This is a genomic window from Ruegeria sp. D4 (genome assembly GCF_056534475.1).
In genome coordinates this window covers 1-18055 of sequence record NZ_JBQFPJ010000007.1, presented here as the reverse complement: position 1 = coordinate 18055, position 18055 = coordinate 1, and the positions used below count along the sequence as shown (strand labels likewise).

The 18055-nt window shown below is 52.0% G+C and carries 17 protein-coding genes and 1 tRNA gene; 8 read left to right on the top strand and 10 right to left on the bottom strand.

All coding sequences use genetic code 11. The annotated features are described in order from the left end of the window. Positions 1-332: 332 nt before the first annotated feature. Both ACR0MI_RS11670 and ACR0MI_RS11665 read right to left on the bottom strand, forming a co-directional pair. Positions 333-1643 (bottom strand): carbohydrate porin, encoded by a 1311-nt coding sequence (locus ACR0MI_RS11670; protein ID WP_170817141.1) that lies wholly within the window; start codon positions 1641-1643, stop codon positions 333-335. Positions 1644-1703: 60 nt separating this feature from the next. Then, complete coding sequence (locus tag ACR0MI_RS11665) at positions 1704-2768, bottom strand: aspartate/glutamate racemase family protein (protein WP_170537956.1); 1065 nt, start codon at positions 2766-2768, stop codon at positions 1704-1706. 29 nt (positions 2769-2797) lie between these two features. On the opposite strand from ACR0MI_RS11665, the gene ACR0MI_RS11660 reads away from it, so the two are divergent. Both ACR0MI_RS11660 and ACR0MI_RS11655 read left to right on the top strand, forming a co-directional pair. Continuing rightward, positions 2798-3004 carry a hypothetical protein gene (locus tag ACR0MI_RS11660; RefSeq protein WP_170817140.1) on the top strand — a complete coding sequence of 69 codons (207 nt, stop codon included), beginning with the start codon at positions 2798-2800 and terminating at the stop codon, positions 3002-3004. Further along, positions 3001-3999: an AraC family transcriptional regulator gene (locus tag ACR0MI_RS11655; protein WP_170666162.1), complete on the top strand. Its 999-nt coding sequence runs from the start codon at positions 3001-3003 to the stop codon at positions 3997-3999. Before ACR0MI_RS11660 ends, ACR0MI_RS11655 begins: the two co-directional genes overlap by 4 nt. 307 nt (positions 4000-4306) lie before the next feature. On the opposite strand, the gene ACR0MI_RS11650 is transcribed toward ACR0MI_RS11655, so the two are convergent. Further along, the gene (locus ACR0MI_RS11650) at positions 4307-6049 is read right to left on the bottom strand and encodes an adenylate/guanylate cyclase domain-containing protein (protein ID WP_170555188.1); all 1743 of its coding nucleotides are present in this window, start codon (positions 6047-6049) and stop codon (positions 4307-4309) included. Between the two features lie 252 nt (positions 6050-6301). After that, entirely contained in the window at positions 6302-6934 is a 633-nt protein-coding gene (locus ACR0MI_RS11645) for a tyrosine-type recombinase/integrase (protein WP_170517499.1), read from the bottom strand. 208 nt (positions 6935-7142) lie between these two features. On the opposite strand from ACR0MI_RS11645, the gene ACR0MI_RS11640 reads away from it, so the two are divergent. Beyond that, on the top strand, positions 7143-9023 hold the full coding sequence (locus tag ACR0MI_RS11640; protein WP_170517502.1) for a tetratricopeptide repeat protein: 1881 nt from the start codon (positions 7143-7145) through the stop codon (positions 9021-9023). 443 nt (positions 9024-9466) lie between these two features. Here the strand turns inward: ACR0MI_RS11640 and ACR0MI_RS11635 are convergent, their stop codons facing one another. Both ACR0MI_RS11635 and ACR0MI_RS11630 read right to left on the bottom strand, forming a co-directional pair. Next, a complete protein-coding gene (locus ACR0MI_RS11635; RefSeq protein ID WP_480854413.1) occupies positions 9467-9694 on the bottom strand; it encodes a hypothetical protein in 228 nt (75 codons plus the stop codon). A 96-nt stretch (positions 9695-9790) separates the two neighbouring features. Further along, positions 9791-10264, bottom strand: coding sequence for a DUF6714 family protein (locus ACR0MI_RS11630; protein WP_170517511.1), 474 nt, complete (start codon positions 10262-10264; stop codon positions 9791-9793). Positions 10265-10440: 176 nt separating this feature from the next. Here ACR0MI_RS11630 and ACR0MI_RS11625 point away from each other — a divergent pair, with 176 nt between their 5' ends. Continuing rightward, positions 10441-10803, top strand: coding sequence for a hypothetical protein (locus ACR0MI_RS11625; protein WP_170817137.1), 363 nt, complete (start codon positions 10441-10443; stop codon positions 10801-10803). Positions 10804-11035: 232 nt separating this feature from the next. Here the strand turns inward: ACR0MI_RS11625 and ACR0MI_RS11620 are convergent, their stop codons facing one another. Further along, positions 11036-11458, bottom strand: a complete 423-nt coding sequence (locus ACR0MI_RS11620) for a nuclear transport factor 2 family protein (RefSeq protein ID WP_170517517.1) — start codon at positions 11456-11458, stop codon at positions 11036-11038. Between the two features lie 346 nt (positions 11459-11804). On the opposite strand from ACR0MI_RS11620, the gene ACR0MI_RS11615 reads away from it, so the two are divergent. From ACR0MI_RS11615 to ACR0MI_RS11605, 3 genes are all read left to right on the top strand, one after another. After that, positions 11805-12503 (top strand): hypothetical protein, encoded by a 699-nt coding sequence (locus ACR0MI_RS11615; RefSeq protein ID WP_216599838.1) that lies wholly within the window; start codon positions 11805-11807, stop codon positions 12501-12503. 215 nt (positions 12504-12718) lie between these two features. Beyond that, positions 12719-13504: a DEAD/DEAH box helicase family protein gene (locus tag ACR0MI_RS11610; RefSeq protein WP_170817136.1), complete on the top strand. Its 786-nt coding sequence runs from the start codon at positions 12719-12721 to the stop codon at positions 13502-13504. Positions 13505-13669: 165 nt separating this feature from the next. Further along, positions 13670-14074, top strand: a complete 405-nt coding sequence (locus ACR0MI_RS11605; RefSeq protein ID WP_170517526.1) for a lipocalin-like domain-containing protein — start codon at positions 13670-13672, stop codon at positions 14072-14074. Between the two features lie 432 nt (positions 14075-14506). On the opposite strand, the gene ACR0MI_RS11600 is transcribed toward ACR0MI_RS11605, so the two are convergent. Both ACR0MI_RS11600 and ACR0MI_RS11595 read right to left on the bottom strand, forming a co-directional pair. Continuing rightward, positions 14507-14734, bottom strand: coding sequence for a hypothetical protein (locus ACR0MI_RS11600; protein ID WP_170817135.1), 228 nt, complete (start codon positions 14732-14734; stop codon positions 14507-14509). 19 nt (positions 14735-14753) lie between these two features. Continuing rightward, positions 14754-14847: transfer RNA gene (locus ACR0MI_RS11595), tRNA-OTHER, on the bottom strand. Between the two features lie 465 nt (positions 14848-15312). Here ACR0MI_RS11595 and ACR0MI_RS11590 point away from each other — a divergent pair. Continuing rightward, the gene (locus tag ACR0MI_RS11590; protein WP_170517546.1) at positions 15313-16287 is read left to right on the top strand and encodes an adenylate/guanylate cyclase domain-containing protein; all 975 of its coding nucleotides are present in this window, start codon (positions 15313-15315) and stop codon (positions 16285-16287) included. Positions 16288-16372: 85 nt separating this feature from the next. Here ACR0MI_RS11590 and ACR0MI_RS11585 read toward each other — a convergent pair whose 3' ends face one another. After that, a complete protein-coding gene (locus tag ACR0MI_RS11585; RefSeq protein ID WP_170817134.1) occupies positions 16373-17893 on the bottom strand; it encodes a DUF2779 domain-containing protein in 1521 nt (506 codons plus the stop codon). Positions 17894-18055: the final 162 nt, after the last annotated feature.

Genomic DNA, 18055 nt, shown 5'->3' with positions numbered 1-18055 from the left:
CTGAACGTCGCGCATGTCCTAGTGAATGGTTTGGTGCAAAACTGAAAAGCTTGACTGTGAATGCCTGCTTCGGGCTGTACCTGCCAAACATGCAAGCTGCGGAGAATGGCCGCTTCGAGCCCAAACCAACCGATGTTGCTGAAAGCACCAATGTCAGCGATGCGCAGAAAGCGGACTTTGCAAAGTTCAAGTCGTTTCACGAGAGCAGACCATCATTCACTGAACGGCATTGGCAAAACTCGTCCCGATCTACAGTTGCCTTGAGAGCTGGATGGAGCGAGTGCATTCGGAATTTCCGAGGTCATACTTCCGAATGCTGCGCCTTCACCAATTCAAAATGTCAGTCGCGCTCGTAATCCAAGAACGGTCACGGCTCCGTCGCTTGAGTTAAATGCTGGATTATCCAAGTACTGTATACTTGGCGTAATCGCGAAGTTCTGAGCGACCTGCCAGCGATAGAATGCTTCCACTGCGACCTGGTCTTCATCTGAATTCGGTGGGCGGCCCCAACTGGCACCAAGCCCCACTTCACTCGCTCGGAAAACGCCCTTCGTAATACCAGCGGCTGCGTATCTTTGGTACGGTGTGCTGGCATCTTCGTTTGCCCATGCAAGTCGGGCAAAAGTTCCAATGCGCGAGTCTTCGAAGGTGTAGCTCCCTGTTAGCCCCACACCGTAGTTGTCATCGTCGGTGTGCCAAAGAGCTACGTGAACGTTGTTAAATAAAAACGAAGCATCGGACACGCTTTGATCGGTCCAACCAAACTCAAGAGCTTTGAAGTAGGCGCCATCCCCAAGAGTATCAAAGCTCAGGCTATCGTATTGCCCATTGGCATCCATGACCATGCCGAGAACATAGAAATTGGTGCGTGGAATACCGATGTACCCAGAGATTCCAAACGAACCGGCCGACGGATAGCCAATAGTAGGGTTCAAGATAATGCTGTTGTTTTGGAACGACGTAAGATTGTCGGAGTATGGCGTAATGTCGAACTGCGAGAAGGCACTCATGTAGCCTACATTGACCTCAATTGGGGCATCGCCAGCGTCTAATCGCTGACGCCATTTCAAGACCGTGATCCCCCATTGTTGATTAGACCAATCCGGTGCGCTCGTTCCGACCCAACCAAAGTTGGCTGCCAGCGCCTCTGGCGGCAAGGCTGTACCAATCCGGTGGCGGTTTTCAACTCTGAAGTCCAAAGTACCTTTTCTGGAGGGATCGTGTCGGTTTAACAGGTCCCACGAAAAGAAGGCCCGGAAAATCCCACCAGTTGCGTGAGTCTCGCCTACAGAATTGTCGGACCACTGAGTGTTGAAGCTGTAGTCAAAACCCAGATTGAAGCCATAACGTTCGGCCAAACGAGCTTTCCAATCCAACCACGGTTTCAGCGCACTATCGATTGCAGGAAAATCGAATTCGGCCTCTCTGACTGCTTCAAGTTCCTCCAGCGTTCCCTCTACCGAGGTGGGAGCAGTTGGAATAACCGGTGCTGAATCGGTGGTGTTTCCAGCATCCTGCGCTCTCAATTCAAAAGGTGAAGCTAACAAGGTAAGTGTGAACAGAGTTAGAAGTGTGAAAATGCGCGAGGAAGCCACACTTGCACTTTTCGAATTTGGCTCTTGTGTACGCAATAGTTCGGTCACGATCAGATACCTGCTTTTGTACCCAACGACCAAATCGACCGCCGGGGGCATTTTTTTTGATCAGATAATTCCGAGGAAAGGCTTGCGCAGCGTACCCTCGTAGACCCACTTAGTCAGTGTCGTGTAATCCCAGACAGGCATGCGCACTGCGTCCTGAACCTTATAAGCAGCAGGCGGCAGTTCAGTGCATTCCAAAAGGATACACTTAACTTCCGGGTTACTGGCAACCAGGGCCTTTGCGCCTTCCACGATCTCGTTCTCAAGCGCGAGCATGTTGTAACTACCGGTGAGTTGCAGCACGTTTTGCATTTCTGGACCATTTTCCAGCCCTTGGATAACGAGCCGCTCCGCTTTCTGCTGGGGGGTGACGCCACAGTTCTCAATCGCCGGTGAAGCAGCAAGAGCCTCGCCATTGGCAGTCACGATGCCAACTTTTGAACGTGGCGGTAAACTCGCAATCATGGCAGGCAGTTGGAGTAGGCTGGAGGAGAAAAGAGGCGTATCGATTTGCTCGGCGATTGCTTGTTGGTAAGTTCCGTAGAACCCACAGTTCGCCATGATCGCACGAACGCCTTGAAGCTCCAGCCACTTCGCGGCCTTAACCATTTCAGCAGTAAAAGACTCGGTCGGAACGGGGGCAAGAATGTCATAGACATTTGGGGGAACGGCTTCCCGGTACAACATCGGAAAATCGAATGTTGTTGCATTGCCCATGTTGCCCGGCGCCATCGGCAAATACGCTCGTGCCTGAATAAGGCCAATTGTTACACCCCCTACATTCCTGCCGAACCACCAGTCAATATTGGCGTCTTTGCCAGCGGTGAACTCTGGAACATAGTAGTCACTCGTACGTTCTGCCGGTGGCGACAATTGTTCGGATGGGGTGGTGTACCAGTCGGGTGCCTCTGCCGGTGGGTCTGGGGTATAGAGCGCTTGTGCTTGAGCGTCACGGGTAGCGGCGACAAACCCAGCAGCTAGCGCAGCGGCGCTTCCCGCCTTAAGAATATCGCGCCGGATGAGCGAACTTGGTGCCCCATCGTCTGGTCGAATATCCGCGTCGGGGGTCTCATTGATTTCTTGGAAGCGAACTTTTTTGTCGCTGTCGTTGTTGGGATTCTCGGTCACAGTGAGCCCTCCATTTGGCGAATAGCGCGGTGTCGGAATGGGTTGCTGGCGTTAGCCGCAACGAGACATTTTATGGGGTTCACTCTGACAGTTCTGATCGTTTTCAGTCTGACGATTTCGATCAAGGCGATGCGATTATTGACGGAAATCATCAGGGCGGCGACAATAAATCCTATTCTGATGTCATAATGGCTATGTGGATCATGGACCTTGCATATTTCGAGGATCAGGCATGAGCGGCCCAACGCAACCCCTGATCCGGCTTTCAACGGGTAAGCCAGCGCTTTCCGCGCTGGACGCCGTTTATGATTGCTCTGACGAATTACTCACGCGGATTGGTTTGGCCCGAGAGTCCTTCGATGATCCGGAGATATTCGTTCATGCAATCGTCATGTACCAGTTCTTTGAGGAGGCAGCTTCCGCAGCTGAAGACCCATTCTTTTTGGCAAGGATCGGCAAAATGATAGCAGGATCAAAGTGGCCTCCCTTGATTGAGGCCGCAGATTGCGCTGTTACATTGGGATCGTTCCTCACCAAACTGGTTGTGGTGGCAACTGATCATTCGAGTTCCACCGAGCATCACTTGGATGTAAGCGGAAAATCAGGCTTCCTGTTTGGTCGCAGATACTACGACACACCGTTCGTACCAGCTCAGATAGATGGTTTCTTTGCAGCGATGTTCGGAGAAATTATTAAGCGATCCATCGGCGAAAAATGGAACCCCGATGACGTGATGGTCACAATAAGCGACCCAAACGCACTTCCGTCCGAATTTCTTGGATGTTCGGTTTTGGCTGGAGATCGACGTGGGCATCGCGTCGCATTCCCAGCAATCTGGCTAACGGAGCCATTTTCTTCCGATGACTTTTTCAAAGGGCCAATTGAACGATCTGGCACGTCGCTACCTCCGAAGCGAGTAATTGTCAGTGTTCGAGAAGCTCTCAAACCACACATTGGCGTGCAGCCATTAAACAATGAAATTGCCGCAGGTATCTGTGGTCTTTCAGAGCAGCAACTGTCACGTAAACTTCGCAAGGAAGGCACAAGCTTGGGCAAGTTGATTGCTGAATTGAAATGTGAACATGCAGAAATGCTTCTTTCTCAGCAGAAGGCCAGCGTTGCAGAAGTCGCAGAGGTGCTAGGGTATTCCGACGCAACCAGTTTCGCTCATGCCTTTCGTGGCTGGACAGGTAAGGCACCGAGTGACCTAAAAAAGCAGCGTGAAAACTAGGTGCCCTTACTGATTGCAAACTAGGACAAGATCGAGCAGGAAGAGGTCGTTCAGTCCGAAAGACAAATAGTCGGCTCGGGATATTGAAGGTCAGTGCTAAGCTGATTAGCCGTTCAGAACAGTGACGGCTTCAAGTTACCTTGCTCGCATTGACGCGAGGCCGTTGAACGGCAGGTTTGTTGCGCTCTACGAAACTGCACAGTCTAGGGCGAATGTCCGGTTTGGGCTGCCATCGGCCGAAAAAACAGGGCGCAGAGAAACGCGTAATTGAGGCCGCGGCGGTAGGACAAAAGAGTAAAGGTCGGCGTCAGCCGGTCATACCTGCCGCCCGTAGCCCATTGGTGAGAAGTTTAAAATCATCCGGTCGCCGCCACATAGACCGAAACCCGCGAGTAAGGCTATCTAACGTATCATCCTCAACCACAATACCTCGACTTGTGAACTCATCGTGACGTTCAGAAACAAATTCTTGCAATGCGTCAGAGGCGTCTCGCTCCCGTTTGAGCTGCGCGTAGGAGGCGGCGACAAATGCTGTGGCCAACGAGTTAAGCCGCGCTGCTCCCATTAGAAAACTAAGCGCTGCTTCAAAGTTGCCGTTGAAAAATTCGACCTGCCCCATAATCCAGTCGATGGCAGGCGGATGTAGCGGGTCCAGCGCCATCGCTTCCGAAACTACTTCGCGCGCCTTTTCGTGCAAGCCGAGCAATAGGAAAGCGTAGCCGCACCATGCCATCGACTCCGCCTCGTTTTCTATCATGGAAAGTGTCTTGTTGAATTGTGCCTCTGCCTCATCCCAAAGGCCAGCACAGAGATAGGAAAAACCAAGTTGGTCCTGAATGTAGACGTCCCGGTTATCCAGTGCCACGCCCTTTCGGGCAATTTTCAAAGTGTGGGCCGGTGCGTCAGCGTCCGCCAGCCCAAGCCACAAATCTATGACATATGTATCTGAAAGATACATATAAGATCGCGCGATGGTCGGATCGAGTGCGACCGCTCGTTCCAACAACGCTCTCGCCTTGGCCGTATCTCGTGCGTTCAGACCATCGCGTAGCGCCTTGCCCTTGAGCATCAGTTCATAGGCCTTCATCTGATCCGTTGGTTTCTGTGTCGAACGGTCGACGACATCGTGCTGGACCCTGCCCGGCAACACTGCGACGATATTTCGAGCCACTTCGTCTTGAACCGCCAGAACGTCTTCCAGTTCGTGGTCATATCGATCCGACCAGAGTTGAGTGCCCGTACCCGCGTCAGCGAGCTGTACCGAGATTCTCACGCGACTGCCGACCTTTCGCACGCTGCCTTCAACCAGGTAATCAGCGCCGAGAGCCTCCGCGATTTTGGCCGGATCTGTGTCCTGTGTCCGGAACCTGAAAGACGCATTTCTGGAAACAACCTTAAGCGTCCGAAAACGCGATAAACCCACAATAATGTCTTCCGCAATCCCGTCGCTGAAGAAGGCCTGCTCGGGGTCATCGCTCATGTTGTGCAGTGGCAAGACCGCAATAGTGGCTGTTCCTGACGATTCAGGCCGATCCGGTTTAGCGCATACAGCGCTTGACCCGCCAATGCGCCAAGCATGTACCGGTTCGGCAACGTTCTTTACTGTGTGCTGACCAGCATCCTCCCAAGCAACCGGTATACGATTTCCGACCACACGATATACGGCGTCCGACACCAACACACCGCCCGGTGGGGCAAGCTGCTCCAGTCTCGACGCCAGGTTCACACCGGAACCAAAAACATCTCCGTCGCGCATGATTATATCCCCAAGAGTAACGCCAATACGAAATTGGAGAGGGTCCTTACCTGCCGCTGATGCGTTTTGCCATTCAACCGCGCAGGAAACGGCGTCGACTGCGCTGTCGAAGCTGGCGAGCAGACCGTCACCCATCTGTTTGACGATGCGACCGTAATACCGACCGACAAGCGGAGCAGCAATATCGTCAATGTGCGCTGAAAGGACTTCGAGCGTGCCTTTCTCGTCCCGCTCCATCCGAGCGGTAAAGCCGACAAGGTCAGCAATCAGGATGGCCGCTAGCTTTCGCTCCACGTGTTGTCCTCCTTTCTGTTTAATACTGGTCGCTAAGTGTTTAGACCATGCGAAAATGAACAGGGTCGGTTTCTGACCTTGCTTGAAGTCGGTTTCAGCGTTGGGGAACTATGCCATTTGTCTGCGCGAAAGGCTTGGAGGACAAACAGCCGAGTTGTCCTCGCCTTGAGTTGCGCCATGTCCGCTTTGGGGCTGAAAATTCTACTCTCGGGGTTCGCGCAAAAAAAGGCCGCTCGAAAGCGGCCTGATAGATTAAACCTCGGTGGCTTCCGCGATGGCGAGTGCGTCTTCGATGTCTACACCCAGGTAACGCACTGTACTGTCCATCTTGGTGTGACCAAGCAATAGCTGCACGGCTCGCAAGTTACCTGTTCTACGATAAATCTGCGCCACTTTTGTGCGTCGCATTGAATGGGTCCCATACTGACTGGGATCAAGCCCAACCGAAGCGACCCATGACTGAACCAACCTCGCGTACTGACGAGTAGAAATATGCAGCCGATGCTGAAAACGCCCTGGCCACAAGTACTCGGATCTTTTCATTGCAGGTTGTTTCAGCCAATTCAAAAGCGAGTTTCTCGTACCACTACTAATTTCAAAACGAACGGGTATCTTTGTCTTGCTTTGGTTGACAGACGCGCGTTCCTTTACTTGTCCAGCGGCAAATACGTCTGCAACTTTCAGGCGAACAAGATCGCAACCACGGAGCTTACTATCTATTGCTAAATTGAAGAGTGCTAAGTTCCTATAATCTTCTGAAATTTCTAAGCGAACGCGTATTGCCCAGACATGCCTTGGCAAAAGCGGGCGCTTCTGGCCAATAACCCGACCTTTGTTCCACGCAGATCGGCCAACTCGAATGACGGGTAGATTTAAAGCTTGCATGACGAATACTCCACACCGCCACGCACCACCTCATCGCCCACACAGTGTCAGCGTCTATTGGTTACCATGCTTGGTCTCCGTCATGAAAAATCTGACTTTGTCGAAGCCTGACCGGCGCCACAAATATGCGATTTGGTATAGGGCGAATAGCAGAACTATGGATTCAATAGATCAGGATGGATAATCTTCGGCGTAGGGGAGAACGGAAGTGGAACGCCGCCTTACCACTATCTTGAGTATTGACGTCGTGGGTTACTCGCGGCTGATGGAACGCGATGAGGCAGCGACGCTGGCTGCACTAAAGTCGCATCGGCTGGAACTCATTGACCCCTTTGCGGCGAGTTTTGGCGGCAAGACAATCAAGCTAATGGGTGATGGTGCGCTGCTGGAGTTCGAAAGCACCGTACAGGCAATGAAATTTGCCGTTTCTGTTCAAAACGAAATGCTTTCTCGAAATTCGGACGTTCCAGAAAGCGAACGAATTGTGTTTCGGATCGGCATCAATATCGGAGATGTGATTGCCGAGGATGGAGACATTTATGGTGATGGCGTCAATGTCGCCGCTCGACTTGAAGGCTTGGCTGAGCCCGGAGGTATTTGCATTCACCGCAGCGTAAGGGACCAGGTGCAGGACAAGCTGGATCTGAATTTCGAGGATCTGGGTGAGACCGAAGTCAAGAACATAGAGAGACCAGTCCGAGCCTTCGAAGTCGTTCTGGATGACAAGGCCAAGGCTTTGGCTATTTCAGAGCCAGTTGTGCATACGAAACCACACATGTCCAAGTGGGCGCCAACTCTAATCGGTGCAGCATGCATCTGTTTGGTGCTGGTTGCGGTCATATGGTGGCGATCCAGAGATGTGGCACCCCTGACCGAACAAGAGGAGTTGGCGCTTGCCATCCCAGACGAACCGTCCATCGTCGTTTTGCCCTTTGAGAACCGCTCAACAGTTGAAGAGGTCGGCTATCTGGCAGAAGGTTTTGGAACAGCAATCACGACGCAGCTTTCGAAGTTTCCACAGCTATTTGTGATTGCTGGTTCTACTTCGATTACCTTTGCGGACAGCTTGGTCAAACCGCGAGAAATTGGTCGAGAGCTCGGTGTGCGATATGTTTTGTCAGGTAGCGTTCAGAGCGTTGGCGAGAATATTTCGATTAACTCAACACTGATAGAGACAGAGTCGGGGCACGCTCTATGGTCGGAACAATATGACGTTGGCGTCGAAGAATTGTTTTCCGCTCAGGCCGACCTTATTCGGGAAATCGCATCCACCCTGAAAATAGTAGTTGAGGAAGAAGAAATCGCGTCGCTTAGGAAACGGCCAACCGATGATCTAGAAGCGTATGAACTTTTTCTGAGGGCTGTCGCCAAAAGCAAGCTGCTGAATACTGCGAGTCGGAAAGAGGCAATAGAACTTCTGGAACGAGCAATAGTGCTCGATCCAGACTACCTTTCTGCCCATATTGAACTGAGCGGTCGCTATCTTAGCCTTTGGCGCTTTGGTGGGTCGGACGATCCAGAAACCGCGCTGAACAAAGCCCGCAGGCACGCACAGCGTGCGTTAGAACTGGATCAATCGGACTATCGCGTTCAACACCGCTTGGGCCAGCTACATTTGTTTGCAGACCACGATCATCAACTCGCGTACCAGGCATTTCAGCGGGCAATAAGGGAGAACCCCAATGATCCTGAGGTCCTATATGGTATGGGCTTTTTAAGGTCGCTTATGGGTGAGCCAGCCGAAGCGATTGAGTGGAACAACAAGGCAAAAAAGGTCAACCCACGTTATCCCGGCTGGTACAATTTTAACGCGGCCCTTTCTCAATTCCTAGTCAGAGATTACGAACAGGCAATTCTGCTGGCAAAAACCGGTGTCTCAACTTATCCAAAGTCGCTTCCTCCGCGCCGAATCTTGGTTGCAACCCTTGCTGAAATGGGACGTCTGGAAGATGCTCAGGTTGAAGCAAAGAAATTACTCGAAATCCGGCCGGACTTCCGTGTTTCTACACACAGAAACACACCCTTTATGCATACTGAGGACCAGGACCGGTATTTTGGTGCGATGGTTGCTGGTGGATTGCCCGAATAACAAGGTTTTCAAAACCCCGAATACTGGCTGTATGCGCGGTTTCCCCAAGCGTTCGCCTGCTTTGTCTCAAGGCATAGTTGATGCAAAGCTCGATTTTGAATGTCCGCTTTGGGCTGGGACCAGCCAATCATGCTTGCTGCGGAGAACGGCAACACTGAGCCCAATTTACCCGTTTTGATTGTTGTAAACATCCGGAGGTTATGCCGACCCTTCCGTCATCCATGTGCTCCACTCGGGTGATCGGTTTAGGGCTTTTCCGTCTGCACCCGCTGAATGTGCAATGCTGTAGGCTACAATACTTCCTTCTCAATGGAGTGGGGTACTATGGTGTTCGACTGGTTCGAAAACAGGGAAAATTGACAAACCAACAAAATCGCAACGGTCGTATTCGTTCAGTCTAAATTGGCCTATGGGTTCTTAAGTCACACCGTGCTGGGCAAATCTTACCAATCCTTAAAGAAAATCGCCCAAACAACAGCAATGATGACTCCGGCGCCGGCTGCGAACACCAATGCTATGGCGCTGAAGAACAAACGCGACTGGCTGGAGCGGCGGATAATCGAAAAGTGAATTCTAATCTGGCCTCTAAGCAAACCATCTGCTGCCATCGATAAAGCAAAAAGGCCAAGAGACAGCGCACTGGATCCCCCATAGCCGTTGCCATTGCTCATCCTCAGTCAATGCCAACGGCAAACCGGTTACGACAAAAAGCGCTGCGAAGACCCACATCAAATACGTAGATATCATCAAACCGGTAACCACATGCCTTATTCTATCCAGTAGTTAATCAATGCGGCTTGTGCAAATTCACCAAGATTAGGGTGGTCGCTGAAATGGTACAGAAACCTCAACACGACCTCCTTCTGTGCAGGCGTCAATTGGTTGAACTTGGACTTCCGGAACTCGTGCAGCAATTCTTTCGATGTGCCGGGGTCGAGTGCCCGAAGAATGCTTTCACTGGCATATTCCGGGCTGTCTGAATTTCGCAGAGTCCATATCAGATACGCGGGCAAGTAGTACTGAAAGGCTTTGGGGCTGAAAGCCGTGGGGGCAGCGTAACTGTATACGATCATTTTACCGGTCATCTCATGCCATTTGACCCCGCCGTAGAATTCAAGAATATCCACGTCATCCATACATTCGGGGTGAAGCAGTTCATCATCAGCAGGTGGATCAAGGCCGTCAAATGCAGCAATGATCTGAGTTGCAAGAGCTTCCGTTGTTGTCGTTACCTTTGGCATGGTGACATATTAAACTGGCTGAAACCCCGAAATCGAGCGTGTCAGCAACAATTCGGATTCGAGTGATTGCAATGGATAACGGACAGAGGCTCTTTCAGGACGTCAGTCATGAATTCCACGACAATTCCATTTATGCCCTAAAATTGGTTTCGCCTGACCCAGACAACAATGACTGGGTGAGCGAACTAATACTCGATATCGACCACATTGAGGAGTGGATCAGGCAGGACAACGAGCAATTCAGTTTTTCCGTTTCCCAGGTCAATCTGTGTTTCGAGGGCGTTTCCGATCTGTTCGTTTCCTTTTCGTTTCCGAAATCGACCGTTACACCGCTGCCAATCGACCGGATTACCCGGTCCAGAGAACCAGTTCGGATCCACGGAATAGATTATTCCGAATTTGCCTGGACCATCGGGCTGAATGACCGCCGCGGCGGTCGCATTTGCTTCCACGCTACTGGGTATCGCTTTGAAAGCGTCGGAAAACCCGTCACCTGCGAGGAACAATATATACCCAAACACTTGCGCCTACCGCAGTAGGTGCAGAAGACTGTGTGACCACCTCGGCAACGAATGCCATAGGAACCCACCTGCCATCTCACTTCAATCGCAATTGGGTACGCATTTGGTAGGAGGTACTGCACCTGTCACAGTTGGCTGCGAGTGTATTCAGCATAGTTAGACCAAATACGTAAACGAGTTTTCGTTTGCTAAGGATCAGCTTTGCCGCGCCTTTCAGATGCTACAATGCCCGCTTTGCGTGGCGATATCACTATGAGAAAGTACCGCCGCCCTGTCTGGCATGGTCGTCGCGGTCGAACCAAACCAAAGACAACTGTATCAAGCCATTGTCGTCGAGGGTCCACTCCTCCCAGCCCAACAGGCGAACAGGAGAATTTTCACGCCTTCCGGGACCGACGAGCATACCGGTAAAGAGAGCGTGGTTCCCTGATAAACGAAAATCATGCAGCAACACGGAAGAACCAGGGAAATCGCGGAAGAACGGGGCTGCGTAATCCGAAGCAATTGCTTCCCGACCTTGTATCGCCGCGCCGGAATTGAGCCGAGCCGCCCCGTCTTCTGCGAAATGTGCTGCTACCTGTGCCGGATCGTTGGAACTCCACGCAGCAGCATACGAAGAAGCTTTCTCCAGCGCATCAGCAAACAACATTTTGGTTGCTCCTTTCTCGAACATGGCCACTCTTTGGCTTTGAGGGTGAGACCATGGACTTATCTTAGACGCGTATGTGCAATAAGTCATAGGTATCCGCGTTTTAGGCGTTCAATCCCAGCGCAGCGAAAGAGTGCTCCTCAAACCGGGCGCTCGCAGACCCAGCGGCGAAAATGTCGGACGAACTAAATTTTCTTGTTGCTGCGGAGGTAACAAAAGTCCGCCACAAAGTTTGTGCCAGCCGATATTCAGTAATCACGTGTTTGGCAGGCTTCGCTGCTGTATTCTACAAATCGTGAGCGCTATTCCGTGGACCCAATCAGAGCATACGACTAGCATCAGTGATTACTCAGCACGAAGGGAGACACACATGTCGAAGTTCACTAATAGAACAACTGCCCATAGGGTTGCTGCACTCGTAATCTGCTGTTTCGCAATGGCTGCACAGGCTCAATCGGCGAGTGAGGAGATGTCATTTTTCATAACCAGTGTGGGTAAGGGGGACGGCGCCAATCTGGGCGGGCTAGAAGGCGCCGATGCTCACTGCAATGCGCTTTCTTCTGCGGCCGGTTCTTCCAAATCCTTTGCAGCTTACCTGAGCACCTCAATGTCCATTGATCGCAGCACCGACCCGATGACAATCACCAATGGCATTTCTGCGCGCGACCGGATCGGGTCGGGCCCTTGGTATAATGCCGATGGAGAGCTTATCGCCAACAATGTTGAAGACCTGCACAGTGACGGTGTGAATATCAATCTTCAAACCGCGCTCGACGAGAATGGTAACCCTGTCAATGGGCGTGGCAGTCAGCCGAACAAACATGACATTCTGACAGGCTCCGATTCCGCAGGACACTTTTCGACGGCAGGTGGCGATACGACGTGCAGCAACTGGACTTCGAATAGTGAAGACGGGTCTGCGATTGTTGGGCACCATGACCGTGTAGGTCTCAACGATGCTCGAAACATGTTGTCCTGGAACTCATCGCACGGCTCGCGCGGTTGCGGGGAGGAACATCTGCCACGTTCTGGCGGGGCGGGCCTGTTTTATTGCTTCGCAACTGACTGATCAGGCGGCATTGGAGCGCGTGTCAGCAATATTGCACCTGGTATTGCTAAGTTAGTTTTTAGGGTCACGTTCTGGAAACGGTTTTTGGGCAGCAAAGCCCGATTGCCGTTTAGACCTGTGGCCGACACCGAATTAGGAGATTCGCAATTTCTATCGACAGTTTCGCGGACTCTGAGATTGGAAAACACTTGACCGACGCTGCACGTCGTTGTCGCATGGTTTTCTTCACCGGACTACCAGCATCTGGAAAGTCGTTCCTGTTGCGTCAGCAGATATCCATTGCGATCTCCTTGGGACGTCGTGTGCATATCATGCGTTGGGACACGGGGCTCGCGGCGTTTCAGACCGAAGACATACTCGAGAGTTATCCAGATGTTTCAGATGGAACTCATCCGTTGGTACGAAGGGCCGCTGGATTGTGGGGGCGGAGAGCCCTGGCGCGATGGCTGGTAGAGAATACCGACCCCACAGACATGATTGTCGGTGAAGTCCCTATCATCGGAAACAGGTTTTCCGAGTTCATCCAGGTGCAGCCGGATCAGGTTGAACCAACCTTAGCATCCGAGGAAACCACATTCATCTATCCTGTTCCCACAAAAAGCTTGCGTGCCGATCTCGAAGCCATCCGAAGGTCAACGTTTGCGAACCCAAAACATCCTGATGAGGCCAGAGATGCGCCTCCACCGACAATGGAACTGGCCTGGCGCCTAACATGCGCCAAGGCTGTTGAATTGGGCTTAGTCTCTAAGGTTGACACCCATTCTCCGTATGAGGAGGCGATCTATGTCCGATTTTTTGAGCACCTGCTGCAACACCGAAACGCCGTCAGAATTGCGGTCGATACGATTTATTCAGATGCCGGGTCAGCCCATGACCTGAATGCGAACATCATGGAACTCAGTGCAAGCCCAAACGAAGTGCAACGTGCTGTCGCAGAGGTAGAGGCTGCTTTCACAGTCCAGGAAGTCGTCCGAGACGTCGAAAACTGGTATCAGGTGTAGTCCCGGGCAAAAGTCAGCTCCATTGGTATACCCGAAACCGATAAGGTTGGTTGCGAAGGTCCAAATTGGGCTGCGAGCGGCCAATGATGCTGACCGCAGGTAGCGGCAGTTCTAAGTTCAACCAGCCGTTGCCGGGCAGCCATTTGCTGGGTTAGCCTTGTCAGTATGAGCGCGAACGTTTCGATCATCGGGACATGGGTATTGAAGAGTTTCGTCGCGGAGTTTGACGACGGCTCCACTCTCCAACCCTACGGCGACAACCCGCAAGGCCGCATCGTCTACGCGGGCGATGGGTTCATGTCGGCTCACTTATGGAACCCCGACACCCATGTTGAGGGAACCAACTCACGTGACTACCCAAGCTACTTCTCGTACTGCGGTGATTGGTCAATTGAAGGCGAAGTCGTTCGGCACCGAGTTCATGCTTCGACCGAAGCATCTTGGGCTGGGCAGGACAAATTGCGAACCATGGCGTCAATCGGCGAGCTACTGGAATTGACGGCGGAAGAGGTCGTGTTCGGGGGAAAGGAAGGAAGGGGTATTTTGGTTTGGGAACGCCTTAAGAATTAGCCGACAGCGGCAATCGGCCAACGATCACTTCGTTCGCAACTAGGGAGTTGAAAAGTCTAGTTTCGAGTGTCGGCTTTGGGCTGCGTGCGGCCAATCATGCTAACAGCAGACAACGATGGCACCGAGCCCAATTCAGTCGTTTACAGCAGACAACATGATTTCCTGGACGTCGCGCATGTCCTAGTGAATGGCTTGGTGCAAAACTGAAAAGCGTGATTGTGAATGCCTGCTTCAGGCTGGTTGCGGTCAACCATGCTCATCGTAGAGACTGGTAGTACATGGTTCCGCAGAGCAGTGTTGGCGAAATGCTTGTCCGGGGCGCTTTGGTTCCTAGCAGGAGAGGCGCTTAGAAGAAGCGCGCACTACTACAACGACAGTCGCCATATAAGACTTCGTATGTAAAATATTGGGTAATGGCGGCAGGTAACTGTACTAGCGGTCTGGGTCTGTATCGAGTTTGCCCCAGAGATCATCAACCAGATCTGAGAAGCCATCATTCGAGGTCCCCTTGGGCAGTAGACCAGCTCTTCGCCGGCGTTCGATCTCGGCCAGTAGTTCCTCCTCTGTAGCTGTTTCAACCACATCACATCGTCCGAGGCTCTCCTCGACCGATTGTTTGATGTCTTTGAAATCAATTGCGTTCGTGACGTCGCCCGCCATGTCAGACACCTCCTGAGGATGGTAGGAGGCGTCGGAATCGAACCGACTCGTGCACTCTAATCTGGAGCAATTACAAGGATATAAGCCTCGCCCGCATACCAATGCTGCCTCCCACGGATTTTGCGTGGGTTATCGACCTCAGGCCGATATTCGATGGCAGTGGATGCGTGTGAACGTCATGACCGCAAGCTGAACCAGTTCGCATAACCATGTCAAGACGGAGCGTGCTGTACTTAGAAATTCACCGCGTAGTTCTGGGAACCTTCTAGCTTAGCGTGTGCCCGATACACTGATGCATGTTATTTTGCTGGTCAGTACAGCGTCGAGTAGCTCTCAGACAGCGAAGCGATTCGATACCCTGTAATCCGGAATCGAACTCAGAAACTCCGTCGATAGTTCGCTCTGAACCGACGCGCGTCTTTTTATCTGCGTCTGATGCGCTCCGTTCTGGAGAAATACAAAAGTCTTGATCTGACCAAACCTCAGCGGCAGCATTGACCTGCATCTTTCGAAAAATGGAGATACCGGTTGCAAGACCTTGTAAGTCTCATTCCATTTAGCGTCTCGAGTAATTTGTGATGATACGTTCCTCACCTGAATTGCTGGCAGTTTCGAGGCGTTGGTATGAAATACTCAGAACAAAGAAGAATACTGACGAGTTGCAGGATTTTTTGTCGAAAGCAGATGAACTAAGGTTCGTTGGGACAGGCGAAGGTGAGTTCTGGAGCGGGCAAGCAGTTCGCGATGGGGTTAGCGGATTTTTTGCGGAGATCCCGGCACCCGTCGTTTTCGAAGAAGTTGAAGCTGAGGCCTTCGAAAACGGAGAAACGGGATGGTCATCCTTCGTCCACAAGATTCAGTTTGTCGGCTTTGATGAAGCCGTCTTCTACCGCACAGTTCTGATTTTTGTCCTGGAGGGAGCAGCCTGGAAGATCATCAATCGCCACGCTTCAGTGCCAACTCCAAATATTGAACTCGTGGGTAAAGAACAGCTGGCCATCCAAAAACTGGTTGATGCTGCGCGTGAAGATGGACCCGATCTGATCCAAACCGAAGGTTTGGCTTCAGTACTTTTCACTGATGTAGAGGGCAGTACAACGTTGGCGGAGGCGTTGGGCGATCAGCGTTGGTCGGTGCTGATCGAAAACCACTTCCAAATCTTGGCGGCGATCATTGAAAAGTATCATGGCCAGTTCGTGAAATCCCTTGGAGACGGAACGTTGTCCGTCTTTCCGTCCGCGAAAGAAGCACTAACGGCCGCTATTAAGATTCAGGGGGCCATTGCATCGGCATCCGCGGAGCCATCCTTCGGTGTTCGGATTGGGATTCATACTGGTGATGTCGTGCAATCTCGTGGAGATTTTTTCGGTACGGTGGTCAATAAAGCGTCACGCATAACGACCGTTGGTGCGGCGGGCGAGATACTTGTTTCAGATGCGACTCGCGCCATGGTCGGAGGACGAACCGATTTCTCATTTTCTGAAATAGAACCCAGACTCCTGAAAGGTCTACGCGGTCACCACGTTTTGTATCGGCTGGATTGGCAAGATTAAGTCTTGGGGGCGCCGTAACTCCGGCAAATCGCCTAGTCTCGTAGGGGAGCAGCACCGCCAGTTGTTTTGAGGTTCGCGGCACACCTCACATCGCCAACAATTCCCGATGAATTGCGACCATCGCCCAGGTGTCGCGCGTGCAATACGCCACAAGATCAGAATAGACCTTCTCGCGCGCTGGATCATCCGGTTCGGTCAGTGTTACGTCCTTCCAAAGGCGAGACGCGCTCGCCCCCTCTTTGATGTCCAGATCATCGTATGAAAGTTCTGGCAAAAACGCTGGAAGAACGGCCTTGATAGAGGCGCTTCCCTTGAACGCGGGATCGTTGATCACTTCATCTGCAAACGGCTTCATAAGATCTACAACGCGAGCGTTTAAGTCTTCTAGAAATTCTGCGTGCTCTGGATAAGTTTCCGCCATTTCCGTATTGCGCGATTTCTCGAAAGGCGCATACCAAACCACTATTGAGCCGACGTCTCCCATGTCCTCACGAAGTCTTTTAAGCAAGGCTGGCATCGGATTACTGGCGTCTCGGTGGAGATACTCCCTGTGCTCGATTTCTCCGCCAGGCTCATGCTGGACATGCAAGGAATACTGGAAAGCCACTTGCTGATAGGGACGCGTTCCGTCCCAGGGTGGCAGCAAACTCTGGGACGTCTCGTAGTCAAAATAATAAACCGGATACACAATCTCGCTCAGAAACCTGTTCAACTCCTGATGATCGATTGTGCGCCCACCATTCGCCGTAGCTCTCAAGTAGCGTTGCGTCGACTTGCCCAACACAGATGGATCGCTGATCTCGTCAATCTTTGTGATCCCATTTACGATGAGTTCCGAGGCTTTTTCCGCATTCATGAACGGAAGGCGATGGATGCTGTCCTGCGCGAGAGGTGGGTCGAGTTTTTCGCGGATCTCCAGCCATTCACCATAGGATTTAAGGCGCGCACGTTCGGGGGACGGATCAGGCATCGTACCGCTGGCAACGATACTCAATGCCTGATCGATACGCGTGCGCGTTTTTTCGAGCTGCTCAGTCACCGCATCCGTGATGTCAGTGATGCTGACAAGCTCTTGAGGATTGATTTCGCAGTTTCTGACGTAGTCACGGTTCACATGTGCCACTTCGCAGCGCGTAATGGGGAACCCGGCTGCCTCAAGCACGACACGTTGGAATGCGAGATCAAGAGTGTGTTCGGGCTTTGCAGAAGTCCCGCTCTTGATCTCTGTCAGAACGTACCCATCGCCGCTGCGGCTCACGATGTCGGAGATGCAAGTTATGGTTCCATCTTCATAGCGTCCCTGAGCCACGGCGTTCGCACCATCTCTCCAAGCATCCAGAGTGCGTGCAGGCAGAGCTTGGTATTCAGAAAAATCTGAAAAACCGAGGCGAACGAGATCACCAAAAAGCTCCTCTGCATAAGGCTCAAACGCGTGCCCCTCGTCAAAGCGTGCTTGCAATGAGGGGTCAATTGGCGGCAACAGATGCCTGGCGTGTTTTTTGATCCATAGCCAGGCAGGGTGCCTGAGAAACATCATGTAATCTGATTTGGATAGCATCGTGTAATTTGCTTCCCAGAATTGATGGAACCAGTGGAAGACCATCATGGTCAGCTATTGAGAGCAACTTTTCTTTGGTGCAGTCGGCGTCACCACTCTACCAAGGCCTCATGTAAATCGTACTGATAGCTCGGTGTCCATCACGCCACCAAAACCAGCTGACCATTCTTCACCCGGAGACACTGGCCATGCGTCTGTCAAAGTACCGGT

What these genes read in the sequence shown, in the direction of transcription:
- ACR0MI_RS11590 (WP_170517546.1), top strand. Translation starts at nt 15,313, where the DNA reads ATGATACGTTCCTCACCTGAATTGCTGGCAGTTTCGAGGCGTTGGTAT.
- ACR0MI_RS11635 (WP_480854413.1), bottom strand. Translation starts at nt 9,694, where the DNA reads ATGAGCAATGGCAACGGCTATGGGGGATCCAGTGCGCTGTCTCTTGGC.
- ACR0MI_RS11630 (WP_170517511.1), bottom strand. Translation starts at nt 10,264, where the DNA reads ATGCCAAAGGTAACGACAACAACGGAAGCTCTTGCAACTCAGATCATT.
- ACR0MI_RS11620 (WP_170517517.1), bottom strand. Translation starts at nt 11,458, where the DNA reads ATGTTCGAGAAAGGAGCAACCAAAATGTTGTTTGCTGATGCGCTGGAG.
- ACR0MI_RS11610 (WP_170817136.1), top strand. Translation starts at nt 12,719, where the DNA reads ATGGTTTTCTTCACCGGACTACCAGCATCTGGAAAGTCGTTCCTGTTG.
- ACR0MI_RS11655 (WP_170666162.1), top strand. Translation starts at nt 3,001, where the DNA reads ATGAGCGGCCCAACGCAACCCCTGATCCGGCTTTCAACGGGTAAGCCA.
- ACR0MI_RS11615 (WP_216599838.1), top strand. Translation starts at nt 11,805, where the DNA reads ATGTCGAAGTTCACTAATAGAACAACTGCCCATAGGGTTGCTGCACTC.
- ACR0MI_RS11645 (WP_170517499.1), bottom strand. Translation starts at nt 6,934, where the DNA reads ATGCAAGCTTTAAATCTACCCGTCATTCGAGTTGGCCGATCTGCGTGG.
- ACR0MI_RS11585 (WP_170817134.1), bottom strand. Translation starts at nt 17,893, where the DNA reads ATGATGGTCTTCCACTGGTTCCATCAATTCTGGGAAGCAAATTACACG.
- ACR0MI_RS11605 (WP_170517526.1), top strand. Translation starts at nt 13,670, where the DNA reads ATGAGCGCGAACGTTTCGATCATCGGGACATGGGTATTGAAGAGTTTC.
- ACR0MI_RS11600 (WP_170817135.1), bottom strand. Translation starts at nt 14,734, where the DNA reads ATGGCGGGCGACGTCACGAACGCAATTGATTTCAAAGACATCAAACAA.